Annotated in this window: 9 protein-coding genes; 8 read left to right on the top strand and 1 reads right to left on the bottom strand. The window is 45.1% G+C overall.

The features are described 5' to 3' along the window. The first annotated feature begins 3 nt into the window (after positions 1-3). Both H1A14_RS22545 and H1A14_RS22540 read left to right on the top strand, forming a co-directional pair. Complete coding sequence (locus H1A14_RS22545; protein WP_194778577.1) at positions 4-1122, top strand: hypothetical protein; 1119 nt, start codon at positions 4-6, stop codon at positions 1120-1122. Positions 1123-2159: 1037 nt separating this feature from the next. After that, a complete protein-coding gene (locus tag H1A14_RS22540) occupies positions 2160-3008 on the top strand; it encodes a phytanoyl-CoA dioxygenase family protein (RefSeq protein ID WP_194778576.1) in 849 nt (282 codons plus the stop codon). 673 nt (positions 3009-3681) lie between these two features. On the opposite strand, the gene H1A14_RS22535 is transcribed toward H1A14_RS22540, so the two are convergent. Beyond that, entirely contained in the window at positions 3682-3894 is a 213-nt protein-coding gene (locus H1A14_RS22535) for a hypothetical protein (protein WP_194778575.1), read from the bottom strand. A gap of 336 nt (positions 3895-4230) precedes the next feature. Here H1A14_RS22535 and H1A14_RS22530 point away from each other — a divergent pair, with 336 nt between their 5' ends. The 6 genes from H1A14_RS22530 (at position 4231) to H1A14_RS22505 (ending at position 14434) form a co-directional block, all read left to right on the top strand. Further along, on the top strand, positions 4231-5457 hold the full coding sequence (locus H1A14_RS22530) for a glycosyltransferase family protein (RefSeq protein WP_194778574.1): 1227 nt from the start codon (positions 4231-4233) through the stop codon (positions 5455-5457). Positions 5458-6562: 1105 nt separating this feature from the next. Next, a complete protein-coding gene (locus tag H1A14_RS22525; protein WP_228527932.1) occupies positions 6563-7381 on the top strand; it encodes a polysaccharide biosynthesis/export family protein in 819 nt (272 codons plus the stop codon). After that, positions 7381-9831, top strand: a complete 2451-nt coding sequence (locus tag H1A14_RS22520; protein WP_194778573.1) for a GumC family protein — start codon at positions 7381-7383, stop codon at positions 9829-9831. The genes H1A14_RS22525 and H1A14_RS22520 overlap by 1 nt, the downstream gene beginning before the upstream one ends. Before the next feature lie 1487 nt (positions 9832-11318). Further along, on the top strand, positions 11319-12836 hold the full coding sequence (crtD, locus tag H1A14_RS22515) for a 1-hydroxycarotenoid 3,4-desaturase CrtD (protein ID WP_194778572.1): 1518 nt from the start codon (positions 11319-11321) through the stop codon (positions 12834-12836). Positions 12837-13883: 1047 nt separating this feature from the next. Then, on the top strand, positions 13884-14138 hold the full coding sequence (locus tag H1A14_RS22510; protein WP_194778571.1) for a hypothetical protein: 255 nt from the start codon (positions 13884-13886) through the stop codon (positions 14136-14138). Beyond that, positions 14129-14434: a type II toxin-antitoxin system RelE/ParE family toxin gene (locus tag H1A14_RS22505; RefSeq protein WP_194778570.1), complete on the top strand. Its 306-nt coding sequence runs from the start codon at positions 14129-14131 to the stop codon at positions 14432-14434. Before H1A14_RS22510 ends, H1A14_RS22505 begins: the two co-directional genes overlap by 10 nt. Positions 14435-14663 lie beyond the last annotated feature (229 nt).

Raw genomic sequence — 14663 nt, 5'->3', positions numbered from 1 at the left:
ATAATGGATTTGAATACCAATCCGCTGCCTGAAAAGGTTTTTCTACCCCTACTTCTGGTCTACCACCTCTTGTTTATCGGTGTGTTTACCATTTACATCCACCAAAACGGCGGGGATGCTATGGCTTACTGGCTTTTGGAGGCGGATAGGAGTCAGCAGGCAGCAAGCTGGGGACAGCACTGGGGCACCGGGACCTTTTTCATACAGTGGCTGAATTACCTTCCGGCCAGGATTTTGGGCCTGCCTTTTTGGTTGGGGAACCTTTTGTATGGACTGGTGGGCCTATGGGGGATATATGGCCTGTATCGCTTGGCAAAATCCACCTTTCCCACCCCCCAAACCGCCATGGAAAAGAGCCTGTTTTACGGGCTTTTTTTGCTTCCCAACCTGCATTTCTGGACATCGGGGGTAGGGAAGGAGGCGCTGGTTTTCAGTGCTTTGGTGGGGCTGATGTGGAGCTACCAAAACCTGAAACGGCGCTGGATTTACCTCTTTCCTGCTTTGGTGCTGGTTTTTTTGGTCAGGCCCTATGTGGGGGTATTGGCATTTTTCTCCTTGATGGCTGTGGGATTGGTCCAGGCTAAAATCCCTGTCAAGTATCGGCTTGTGCTGGGCGGGTTGGGTTTGTTGATGGGCTTTTTGGCCTGGCTGTACCTCAAAGAGCTGCTTCGACTGGAGGATTTCAGTCTGAATGCCTACCGCACCTATATGGACTGGCAGATGGAATTTCTACGCGGATTCGGGGCAGCCTCTGAAGTGCCCATGGAATCCTACCCCATGCCCTATCAGTGGATCACCTTTCTTTACCGGCCTTTTATCTGGGAAGCCGAAGATTTGTGGCCGGTACTGGCCGCCCTGGAAAACAGCCTTTATCTGGGTTTGACTTTGGGTTTGGTCGGTTTTATCCGTTGGCGGGGATTGAAGCGCATGCCGGCCTTTTTGCAGTTGGGACTGCTGCTGTTTGTGGTCCTCGTCTTTTTCCTTTCCCAAGGCATCAATGTCCTCGGCATCATGATGCGGCTGAAAAACATGGTGATGGTGTATTTTCTGTTGGGGTTGGTTTTTCTTTTTTTGAGTAGCGCTCAAAGCTCGGAGGTGAAAAGGGGGACTTTTAGGGACTGAGAGACTGAGGGAATTGGGGACAGAGGGAATTGGGGACTTAGGGATGGAAATGCTTTTTGGAGGGAAAGCATGGAGCTCAAAGCTGAAAGTAGAGAGAACAGATAATCGGATAAACAGATAAACGGAAGAACAGAAGAACGGGATATCGGAGGAAAAGCTATATTTTTTTTCGTCACTCTGGCTGCCTGAGGTAAAAGGTCGCCGAAGAGTCTTCGATCTTCGAAGCGTCAGCTAAAACTTTACCGTCACCCTGAGCTTGCCGAAGGGTCTTCGTCCTTCGGAGCAAATGGTCTCCGTATTTCTGCCCTGCCTTCAGGCGGGCCTGCCCGGCCGTCAGGCGGGCTTCGGCAGGCTCAGCATGACGCAATGGTGAGTTTGTCATTTATTTGAAGAAAAGTCTGCAAATTAAATTTTTAAACCAAAATCGCTCCACAGACCGCGTGGTGGGTCGCTGGAAAACCGAAGAATAAAAGCTGGAAGCTGGAAGCTCGAAGCTGAAAGTAGTGAGAACAGATAACAGATAAACAGAAGAACAGAAAATCAGAAGGCAGCTGAAAGCTGGAAGTGAAAAAACTGAAATCACAAAGTGATTATCAAATCTCCCATCAGACCGCGCGGTGGGTCGCCGGAAAACCGAAGAAAAAAAGCTGGAAGCTCGAAGCTCAAAGCTGAAAGTAGGGAGAACAGAAAACAGAATATCGGAGGAAAAGCCATGTTTTTTCGTCACTCTGCCTGCCTGAGGTAAAAGGTCGCCGAAGAGTCTTCGATCTATCGAAGCGCCAGCTAAAACTTTACCGTCACCCTGAGCTCGCCGAAGGGTCTTCGTCCTTCGGAGCAAATGGTCTTCGAAATATCGGAGAGATGCCTGCCCGGCCGTAAGGCGGGCCGGCCCGAAAGTCAGGCGGGCCGGCCCGATCTCTCTATAAATCGAAACAGAAGATCGTTCTTACCTTTCCTTCGGCAGGAAACCTACAGCATTTGAAATTGAACCCAAAAAAAAGCCTTGCCTGAACGATTATTGAACCTGAAGATACCGTATGAACATCACAACACCTTTTAAAATTGACGGAACTGAACGCATTTTTTCAATAGAAAATGCGCCCGAATTCAAATATGGAAATGATGAGGTGCTCTCGAGGGAAGCCACAGATATGACTTTTCATCAACCCTGGTACAAAGAGGGCTTCACTGAAAAGACCTTCTTAAGCAAAGCTGAATTCAAATCACTCAAAAAAGGATTAATGGCCAGCATTGGCAACATCATTGCCAGGGAATGCTTGATAGACACAGCGGGTTTTGACTTAGAAAATTACCATCATTATGTAAAAACCGACGCTGAACACTTCAAAGTTGTGTCCAAAACAAGGGATTTGTTTTCAGCGGATTTTAATTTTCCCGTAAATGAAATCCTGCCTGTCTTAGGTAAAATACTCAGGTTTAACCTGACCGACATAGATCCTGACACACAGGACAAAATGCAGATCATCGTGCGGATAAACAGGCCTTTTTCCAAAGATTTTAATCCCCCTCATAAGGACATTTATGAAGGGGTAGACATCAACGGATACATCCCTCGGTTCATTAATTTCTGGATCCCTATAGCTGGAATGACGGAAAAATCAAATTTACCCCTTGCACCAAAAAGCCACCTTATCAATGAAAGGGACATTCTCAGAACTATTGAAGGAGGAAAAATGGAAGGAAATACCTACAGGGTAAGAATGATCCAATCATGGGATGGTCAGCATGAGCTAAAACGGTCCAAAGTAACCTATGGTCAGGTACTTATTTTTTCCTCTCATTTGATCCACGGATTGGCCCTCAATGAGGAATCGGACAAAACCAGGGTATCTCTTGAGTTTAGGCTCTACAAGGCTGGTGATTAGCTTAAAGCTGAAAGCTGAAAGCATGATGAGCTCAAAGCCTGAAGCTGAAAGGTGAAAGTAGAGAGAACAGAAAACAGGTAAACAGAAGAACAGAAGACCGGATATCGGAGGAAAAGCAATATTTTTTTTCGTCACTCTGCCTGCCTGAGGTAGAGGATCGCCGAAGAGTCTTCGATCTTTCGAAGCGTCAGCTAAAACTTTACCGTCACCCTGAGCTCGCCGAAGGGTCTTCGAAATATCGGAGAGATGCCTGCCTTGCCTTCAGGTGGGCCTGCCCGAAAGTCAGGCGGGCCTGATGACGCAATGGTGAGTTTGTCATTTATTTGAAGAAAAGTCAGCAAATTAAATTTTTAAACCAAAATCGTTCCACAGACCGCGCGGTGGGTCGCCGGAAAACCGAAGAATAAAAGCTGGAAGCTCGAAGCTGAAAGTAGGGAGAACAGAAAACAGATAAACAGAATATCGGAGGAAAAGCCATGTTTTTTCGTCACTCTGCCTGCCTGAGGTAGAGGATCGCCGAAGAGTCTTCGATCTTTCGAAGCGTCAGCTAAAACTTTACCGTCACCCTGAGCTCGCCGAAGGGTCTTCGTCCTTCGGAGCGAATGGTCTCCGTATTTCTGCCCTGCCGTCAGGCGGGCTTCGGCAGGCTCAGTATGACGCAATGGTGAGTTTGTCATTTATTTGAAGAAAAGTCAGCAAATTTAATTTTTAAACCAAAATCGTTCCACAGACCGCGCGGTGGGTCGCCGGAAAACCGAGGATGCGTCGGGCCTTGTGGGTGTAAGGTCCCGGCTTGACTTTTTCCTGCCTGCTGCAGGCAGGTGTTACTTTTTTGGTCAAGCAAAAAAGTAAGAGGAAACAAGACATCAAAAATCAATTTAAGCAAGCCGATAAATTTGCAGGAAATTGTATAAAACTACAAGTTGGCCATTGAAAATGGGCCTATTGAAGTTAACATTTCCATAACAAGATAAAAAGATAGAATGGTGTAGTTGCAAACTACACCAAGTGGGGGATAACCCGACAACAGCCCCCGCAGGTGGGGCGTGATAACCTACCTTAGGTAGGCAGGCGTGACAACAAAGCGAAGCAGCCGGGAGACCGAAGTTTGTCAGTGTTGTCTTATTCTTGTAGTATGCCTGCCTCTGGCATGTCGAAAGCCTCGTAATTCGTAATTCAAAACCCGTAACTCGTAAATCCCAAATCCTGACCTTCAGATCGCATGAAGAAGCCCATAGAAAAACCAAAAAAACTGCTCTTCATCACTTGGGACAGTGATCGGACCCACTACCTGGAAGGATTGTTTTTCCCCATTTTGGAGGGGATCCAAAAGCAGGAGGATTGGGATTGCCATGTCCTGCAGTTTTCATGGGCTGGGCAGGAGAAAGTCCTGCACCTTGCCCGCCAAGCGGAAAAAGCCGGTCTGGTGTACCGTCACTACCCCATCTCCCGCAAGCCCCATAAAATGCTGGGAGCCCTATGGGCCATCCTGAAAGGGGTCCGCTACCTGAAAAATTACATCCTCGAACAGGACGTTCAGCTGTTGATGCCCCGGAGCACCATGCCAGCCATGATGGTGAATGGGCTGCTGAAAAGACTCAAGGTACCGATCAAGGTTATTTTTGATGCGGATGGGCTGGCTTTGGAAGAGCGGGTGGACTTTGCGGGGCTAAATGATCAGGGTTTGCAATACAAATGGCTTAAAAAAGAGGAACTCAAAATGCTGAAAAGGGCTGATCTGGTGCTTACGCGCAGTCAAAAAGCGATTGAAGTGCACATGGAAAATCTTGCGCCCCGGAACCATGCCAAATTCCATGTTGTCAGCAATGGAAGAGACCCTGAAGTGTTCCGGACTAACCTGATCCAAAGGGACAGGATCAGGAAAAAATACGGCCTGGAAGCAAAGGATCAGCTCCTGGTCTATGTGGGGACCTTGGGCCCGCAGTATGGCTGGGAGGAGATGCTGGCCATTTTTAAAGCTTACCGGCAGGATCATTTGCAAAGTAAGATGATGGTGATCAGCAAAAACCTGGAATTTCTGGAAGGAAAAGTTCCTGCTGAGCTCAGCGACAAACTTATCCTGATCTCCCTGTCTTTCCAGGAAATACCCGAATATTTGTCCGCGGGGGATATGGCCCTGAACCTCCGCTTGCCAGCACCTAGCATGCGGGGTGTGGCGCCCATTAAACTGGGAGAATACCTGTTGATGGGCCTGCCTGTCATTTCTTCCAGAGGCATAGGGGATACAGCGGCCATCTTGGAAGGAAAACCCTTTGTTCACCTTTTTGACCACGGGGACCCAAACCGAATTGATAAAACCAAGACCTGGATCAAATCCCAGATCAATCCCGACAGAGAGGCAATCAGGTCCTTTGCCCTATCCCATTTCACCCTCGAAAAGTCGATAGCGGATTATGGGTTGGCATTGGAAAAGCTGTATGGGAGGTGATTTTGTTGGAAAATTGGGAAGGGGGGACTTAGGGACTGAGAGAATTGGGGACTTAGGGAATTGGAGACTGAGGGAATCGGGGACTGAGGGATGGAAATGCTTTTTGGAGGGAAAGCATGAAGCTCGAAGCTGGAAGTAGGAAATACAGATAAACGGATAAACAGAAGAACGGGATATCAGATGATCAGAAGGACAGGAAAAGCTCAAAGTTCAAAGCTGAAAGTAGGGAGAACAGAAAACAGATAAACAGAATATCGGAGGAAAAGCCATGTTTTTTTAGTCACTCTGCCTGCCCGGCCGTCAGACGGGCTTCTCCCGAAAGCCTTCGGGATCAGCATGACGCTATGGTACGATTTGTCATTTTTAAAAGAACAGCCCAAAGCCCAAAGAAAGAAGATCTCAAAGTTTGAGAATCAAAGGAAAATGAGGGTCATTGGTTATTCCAATGGAATGTCATAAATGAATTTAAGGAACAAATTTCTGGCCTTAAAGCGGCTGGTTTTTGGTAGGGGATGGGGAGCGTAAAGAAAATGAGTTAGCTCCTGAGGTTCCGAAGGAGATCAACTCATTTTTAGCTTACCATTCCCGGACAAAAATTAAATTGGACAAGTCATTTGAACTTAGTTGAGCACGAAACCAATTTAAAAGCCGATTTACAGCCTTGATTTTTTCCAGCCTGCTGCGCCGCTGGCAGGGGTTCTTTTTTATCAAGAAAAAAGAACAGAGGAAATAGGGTTAAAAGAACAAATTTAAGCAAGCCAATAAATTTGCAGGAAATTGTATAAAACTACAAGTTGGCCATTGAAAATGGCCTATTGAAGTTGATGTTTCCATAACAAGATAAAAAGATAGAATGGTGTAGTTGCAAACTACACCAAGTGGGGGGACAACCTGACAACAGCTGAAAGCTTGAAAACACTCAATTCATCATTCACCACCGATCCACAAAAAACCTTCGAGGTTTGGGAAACCTCAAAGGTTTCTCCGTAATAAAAAAAATCACCCAATCTCCATAAAAACATATTTTCCTTCAATTCTTCTATGATACTTTTCCAATCCTTGTATATTTGATAATTCTAAAACCATGTCAAAACATGACAGTTAAATGAAGAAACATTACCCAAGGCTTTTTTTATGCTTCATGCTCCTTGGAAGTGCCTGTATCAGTAACAAAAGGATCACCTACCTGCAAAACCTTCCGGACAATGAACCCATTGACCTGAATACTTTTATCCCTTATGCAGAGGTGGACTACGAATACATCCTACAGCCATTTGATATCGTGGACATCGACTTCGCGTCCTCCGATGAGGAACTGACCAAGGCTTTTGAATTTCAGGGCAGCCGCTCCATGCGGGGGGGTGGTGGCATGGGCATGATGGGAGGTGGAGACATGTTTTTCTTCACTGGGTACAGCATTGACAAAGACGGCTTTGTGGAATTGCCCCGGCTGGGCAAGATCAAAATCGCCGGACTGACCGAAGAGGCAGCCAAAAAGCTGGTACAGGAGCAAATCAATGTTTATTTCAAAGAAGAGGTCTTTGTCAGACTCCGTACGGGTGGGATCCGTTTCACTGCTTTGGGGGAATTCAGCAATACCGGCGTGAATGTGATCCTGAAAAACCGGGCCACCATCTTTGATGCCCTGGCCCTGTCCGGAGAATCCAATATCCTGGCCAAAAAGAACCAGCTTTTCCTGATCCGACAGTATGACGGAGGCACCAAAATCCATCAGATCAACCTGAATGACAGACAATTGTTGGCCTCCCCCTTTTATTTTATCCAACCCAATGATATCTTGTATCTGGAACCGATGAAAATCAGGCAAGTGGGCCGGGCAGACAACCTTTCTGCCTCCTTGCAGCTGAGCATCGGATTGATTACCTCCTTGTTGTTTTTTATTGTTTTATTTAGAGGTACGTGATGATTGATCAATTAGAAAATTCCAAGTTTGAAGAAGAGGTCAAACCCATTGACATCAAGTATTACCTGATCAAATACTCCCGCTATTGGCCCTTGTATTTGACCTGTATCCTGATTGGCTTGGTATTGGTGTTTTTATACCACCGCTATACCGTAGAACAGTACGAAGTGCGGGGCAGTATCCTGATCAAAAGAAACGTTTCCCCTGAAGTCCGCATCCTGGATCGGGCCAATATCTTTTCCAGTCCCAACAACCTGGAAAATGACATCTTGCTCTTTACTTCCAAAAACCTGGCTTCTGAAGCCTTGAACAAACTGCACTTCGATGTGAGCTATTATGCCTCGACCAACATCAAAGAAGTGGAGCTCTACGATAAATCCCCCATAAAGGTATCCGTGGACTGGGATCATCCCCAATTGGAATCCGGACTGATCCAACTCACCAAAATCAGCGAAAAGGAATTTGAGTTGAGCCGGGAGGACAAAGGTTTTTTTGACTTTATTTCCGCTCAGGCTGGCGGACCGGTCGATGAGGGCATTCTTGGCAAGCCTCTTCAGTTTGGTGATACCCTGCAAACAGATAAAACAAAATTTGCTGTGCAGGAGATTAAATCCATGCGCGTGGGTGAGAAGATGTCTTTTATGATCCATAACCCATCTTCCCTTGTGGAGCAGTATTCCAAATCCGTGACGGTAAGACCGCTTAACAACTTCGGGACTGTTCTTCAGGTGATCATGGTTTCCACGGTGGTGGAAAAAGGCAGGGATTATGTCAATGCCCTGATGGATGCGTATCTGGAATATGACCTGAGGGAAAAAAACCAGATTTCAGAAAACACCCTCAAATTCATCGAGGAGCAAATGTACATCGTAGAGGATTCTTTGCGTTCAGTGGAAAGCCGGATGCTCAATTTCAAGGTCTCCAACAAAATGATGGATGTCACCACGGAATTCGGAGGCATGTTGAACAACATTCAAAGCCTGGAGGAATACATCCAAAGCCTAAACTTCGAACTCAGCTATTACAATTCACTCAAAGCCTACCTGGACCGCAAGGCCATGGATTACAGTGAGGTGGTCGCCCCTTCCATGGTAGGGATCAATGATGGCGTACTCAATGGTTTTACCCAAAGCCTGATGAGCCTTTCCCTTGAAAGAAGGAAGTTACTGGCAGCAGTCAATGACAACCATCCGGATGTCAAAAAGCTGGATGATCAGATTGACCGGCTGAGAGACAACATCTACGAAAACATCCAAAATCTGGTGCAAAACACCCAAGACCGAAAAAAGGAAGCCTTGAAAAGGTTGGAAACGGTGGACAAGGAATTTTCCAAATTGCCCCAGGCGGAATCCAGCTATACCAATATTTTTAGGGAGTACAAGTTGAGGGAAAACCTGTACAATTACCTCTTGGAAAAAAGGGCAGAGGCCGGCATTGCCAAGGCCTCCAATGTATCGGACAATTCCATCCTGGATTATGCCAAAAAAGGCAGCCTGATCTTCCCCCAAAAACCCAAAAATTATGGCATGGCCTTGGGGCTCGGCTTTTTTATCCCACTTGGTTTTCTGTTGTTCTACCACTACATGAACAACAAGATCATGGATCAGATTCAGTTGAAAAACGCCATCCGGATTCCATTGTTGGGCACCATAGGCTTCAGTGACAAGGGCACCAATATGCTGGTGGCAGAGTTTCCCAAGGCTTTGGTATCAGAGTCTTTTCGTTCTTTGAGGTCAGCCTTGTTTTACATTGCCAGTGAGAAAAAATGCAAGCGGATTCTGGTCACCTCAAGTGTATCCGGAGAAGGCAAGACCTTTGTCAGCCTCAACCTGGCTGCGGCCATGGCCCTGAGTGGCAAGAAAACAGTCATTGTGGGCATGGACCTTCGTAAGCCGAAGATTTCCCAGTATGTAGGGGTGAGCAACAAAAAAGGCCTTTCCTCCTTTTTGGTAGGGAAAGCGGAAAGAGAAGACATTGTCAAAGAAACCAAATACGAAAACCTTTACTTGATCCCTTCCGGCCCTGTGCCACCTAATCCTGCCGAGCTTTTGTTGAAGGACAAGATGGGGACACTTTTGGAAGAACTGGAACTGGAATTCGATGTGATCATCATGGACACCCCGCCTGTGGCTTTGGTTTCCGAGACCATGGACCTGTTGCGCTTTTCCGATGTCAACCTGTACATCATCCGGCAGGATTATACCCACAAAAAACATTTGCTGATGATCAATGACCTTTACGCCAACGATCAGATCCATAATTTTTATGCTGTATTCAACGGTTTGAAAGCCGGTGGCGATACCTATGATTTTGCTGGCTACAATTATGGCTATGGCTATAACTACTCCTACATGCGCAAAAACAAATACACCGGCAACTACTACGAGGAAAACGACACCAAGGCAAAGAACAATTGGATGGATAAGTTGATTTCGAGGTTTAGGGTTTAGGGGTTTACGAGTTACGAGTTACGAATTGGGAATTAGGGACTGAGGGAATGGGGGACTTAGGGAATGGGAGACTTGGGGATGCAGAATTGTGAATTGTTGTCAGTGTTGTCACTGAGGTTGTCAAGTTGTCGTTTCTTCGATGAATATCCGAATATCGGTTTTCTTTTTTTGACCCTTATTATTCCCGACAACCTGAAAACACAAAAGGCGTAGCCCTTTTGGGACAACTTGACAACATTGCTGGAAAGATTGAGTAAGGAATCGTGATCTAAGTTGTCAGGTTGTCTTATTCTTTTAGTTTTCCCGACTCTGTCATGTCGAAAGCCTCGTAAATCGTAAATCGTAACTCCCAAATCATGATTCATTATTCAAAATTCTAAATTCATCATTCTTGTTGTCAGTGTTGTCACTGAGGTTGTCAAGTTGTCATTTCTTTAATGAATTTTCCAGTTTCGGTTTTCTTTTTTTGACCTTTATTATTCCCGATAACCTGAAAACCCAAAAGGTGTAGCCCTTTTGGGACAACTTGACAACATCGCTGGAAAGATTGAGTAAGGAATCGTTATCTAAGTTGTCAGGTTGTTTTGTTCTTGTAGTTTGCCTGCTTCTGGCATGTCGAATGTTTTAGAATCAAAGAAGAATTAGGGACATTGGTTATTCCAAGAGGAAATAGGGTTAAAAAACCCAAGATTTTTAAGCCACAAAATTGAAGGTGAGTCTTCGAAATATCGAAGAGATGTTTCGGCAAGCTCAACATGACGCAATGGTGAGTTTGTTATTTAAAATCGTTTTTACGTAACTTATTACCGTCACTCTGATCCCGATAGCCATCGGGTGAAGAGTCTTCGTTTTTCGGAGCGAAAGGTCTTCGAAATATCGGGCCTGCCCGAAAGTCAGGCAGGCTTCCGGCATATCGAAAGCCTCGTAAATCGTAAATCGTAACTCATCATTCATTATTCGAAATTCTAAATTCATCATTTTTGTTGTCAGTGTTGTCACTGAGGTTGTCGGGTTGTCTTTTCTTAGATGAATTTCCGAATATCGGTTTTCTGTTTTTGACCTTAATTATTCCCGATAACCTGAAAACACAAAAGGCGTAGCCCTTTTGGGACAACTTGACAACATTGCTGGAAAGATTGAGTAAGGAATCGTTATCTAAGTTGTCAGGTTGTCTTATTCTTATAGTTTGTCCGCTGCCTCTGGCATATCGAAAGCCTCGTAAATCGTAACTCCCAAATCATTATTCATCATTCCTCGCAAGGACAATTGCCCCGACACCTTACCTAAGTCATGTCCGACAACGGCCCCCGCAGGTGGGCCTTGACAACCTGATAACGGAGTGAAGCTCCGGACAACCCAAGTACCGAACCCTGAGGGCCTAGGTGCCATTCATAAAACCCTCGAGATTTTGGAAACTCAAGGGTTTTTTTGTTTTCAAAAATTTATACCTTCACGAAACCAAATACAACCGCAACAGTTCACTAAACATGTCCAAAAAAGCCATTGTCATCGGGTCTGGAATCGCCGGCATTGCTGCAGCCATCCGCCTCCAGGTAAAAGGCTTTGAGGTATCCGTATATGAGGCCAATGCCTATCCCGGCGGCAAACTTTCAGAAATCAATGCCCAAGGTTACCGTTTTGATGCAGGGCCTTCCCTGTTTACCCTGCCCGAACAGGTGGAGGAATTGTTTCGGATTGCGGGAAGGGATCCCAAAGACCATTTTGAATACCTCAAGCTCCCCGTTACCTGCCATTATTTTTGGGAAGATGGCACAAGCATCAAGGCGCATGCGGATATCCATGCCTTTGCGGAGGAAGTGGAAACCAAACTTGGGGAACCGGCCGCCCATATCCGGGAGAGCCTGAAGCAGTCTGCCTATATCTACGAACACCTTGCTCCGCTCTTTATGCACCGATCCCTACACCAATGGCGTACCTGGGTCAATTCCAAGGCCTTCCGGTCCTACCTGAAAATGGGCAAACTAGGCATTTTCAGTACCATGAATATGGCCAATTCCAGGCAATTTGATCATCCCAAACTCGTACAGCTCTTCAACCGGTATGCCACCTATAACGGTTCCAATCCTTATGAAACCCCGGCAACCCTGAATATTATTCCCCATCTGGAATTCAATATCGGAGCCTTTTTCCCAAAGAAAGGCATGCATGACATCACCATGAGCCTCTACCAACTGGCCAAGGACATCGGGGTGGCCTTTCATTTTGACCAAAAGGTGGAACAGGTATTGGTACACAAAAAGCAAGCGGTGGGCATCAGTCTGAATGGGCAGGTGCACAAGGCGGATGTGTTGGTCAACAACATGGACATGGTCAATGCCTACAAAACCATCCTTCAACAGGAAAAGCAACCCACCAAGCTGTTGGAGCAGCCCAAATCCTCTTCCGCTCTGATCTTTTATTGGGGGATCAGAAAGGAATTTAAGGAACTTGGCCTGCATAACATTCTGTTCTCTGAGGATTACAAAAGGGAATTTGACCATATTTTTAAAGATAAAACCATTTCCTCAGACCCCACCGTGTACATTAATATCACGTCTGTATACAAAACCGACGATGCCCCAAAAGGCTGCATGAACTGGTTTACCATGATCAATGTGCCCAACAATCAGGGACAGGATTGGGATGCCATGATCCTGGAGGCCAGGAAAAATATCCTCAAAAAAATCAAAAACACCTTAAAAGCAGATGTGGAGCCCCTGATCGAGGTGGAGGAGATTTTGGATCCCCGTTCCATTGAATCCAAAACTTCCAGTGCCCAGGGTGCCCTCTATGGCAACAGTTCGAACAACCGTTATGCTGCTTTCCTCCGGCATGCCAATTATTCTCCCTTCATCAAAAATCTGTTTTTTGTCGGAGGCTCAGTCCATCCCGGCGGAGGTATACCACTGAGTTTGCTTTCCGCTAAGATTATGGCGGGGATGGTGGAGGGATATAGCTCGAAGGTTAAAGTTGAAAAGAGCTCAAAGCCAAAAGCTCAAAGGTGAAAGTAGGTGAGAGGTAAAAGGTGGGAGGTTGGATATCGGATAATCAGGTTATCAGAGATCAGAAGGACAGAAAAAGCTGAAAGGGGGGAGTTAGGGACTGAGGGAATGGGGGACTTAGGGATTGTGAATTATGAATTGTTGTCGGGGTTGTCACTGCAGTTTCCAGGTTGTCTTATTCTTATAGTTTGTCCACTGCCTATGGCATGTCAAAAGCCTCGTAACTCGTAACTCGTAACTCATCATTCATTATTCAAAATTCTAAATTCATCATTCTTTTCCAAAGGAGAACAGAAGATCAGATAATCAGGATATCAGAAGAGGAGGAAAAGCTGAAAGGGGGGAGTTGGGGACTTAGGGACTTAGAGACTTAGGGACTTAGAGACTTAGGGATTTGGGGACTGAGGGATGGAGAATTGTGAATTGTTGTCAGGGTAGTCATTGAGGTTGTCGGGTTATCATTTCTTCGATGAATTTCCGAATATCGGTTTTCTGTTTTTGACCTTAATTATTCCCGATAACCTGAAAACACAAAAGGCGCAGCCCTTTTGGGACAACTTGACAACATTGCTGTGAACATTGAATAAGGAATCGATATCTAAGTTGTCAGCTTGTCTTGTTCTTATAGTTTGTCCGCTGCCTATGGCATGTTGAAAGCCTCGTAACTCGTAACTCATCATTCATTATTCAACATTCAAAATTCATCATTTTTGTTGTCAGCGTTGTCACTGAGGTTGTCGGGTAGTCATTTCTTCGATGAATATCCCAATATCGGTTTTCTGTTTTTGACCTTAATTATTCCCGATAACCTGAAAACACAAAAGGCGTAGCCCTTTTGGGACAACTTGGCAACATTGCTGGGAACAATGGATAAGGAATCGATATCTAGGTTGTCAGGTTGTCTTTTTCTTATAGTTTGGCTGCCTCTGGTATGTGTCACGTCATTCGTAACTCCCAATTCTTATTTCATCAATCCTGTTAAAGCATGTCAAGATAAAATCGGTTTCGCTTGAAGTGAAAAGGTTTAAGAAACCAATAATAAATGTAAAAATGTTATCTTTGGAAAACGGTGATTTTATGGATATTCAGGCAGAGAAATTAAGGCTGATTGAGTGGCTTGCTGGGCTAAATGATGCCAAAATACTCAATGAGTTCATTACTTTGAAAAAAAAGAAGGAAATAGACTGGTGGGAAAAGATCAGTGATGAGGAGCGGTCTGAAATAAATGAAGGGCTTTCTCAAGCAGAGCAAGGTGAAGGATTGCCCCATAGCGAAGTAATGACCAAATATAAGAAGTGGCTTTAGAGATCGTTTGGACCAAGCGTGCCCAACAAGGTTTTGACAACATTATTCAATATCTTTTGACCCATTTTACTGAGAAAGAAATCAGAGAGTTTGTTCGTCAGTCCAATGAATTTTTTCAATTGCTTGCCAAATATCCTGAATTGCTTGAAGAGACTAAACATCAAAAGAATTTACGCCGAGGACCAATTAATAAGCATACCATTTTGACTTACCGTATCAAGCCAAGAAAAAATCAAATTGAACTGATCAATATCCGTTCCTCAAAACAAAAACCACTGTATCAAAAGAAAAGGTAAAGGAGGTGACTTAGGGAATGGGGGACTTAGGCACGAATTGATCATTGTTGTCAGCGTTGTCACTGAGGTTGTCGGGTTGTCATTTCTTCGATGAATATCCCAATATCGGTTTTCTTTTTTTGACCTTAATTATTCCCGATAACCTGAAAACACAAAAGGCGCAGCCCTTTTGGGACAACTTGACAACATTGCTGCGAACAATGAATAAGGAATCGATATCTAAGTTGTA

The organism is Pararhodonellum marinum (assembly GCF_015354735.1).
In the GTDB taxonomy this organism is placed as follows: Bacteria; Bacteroidota; Bacteroidia; order Cytophagales; family Cyclobacteriaceae; genus Pararhodonellum; species Pararhodonellum marinum.
The sequence above is the reverse complement of the archived record's forward strand: the minus strand, read 5'-3'. Positions and strand labels throughout refer to the sequence as shown.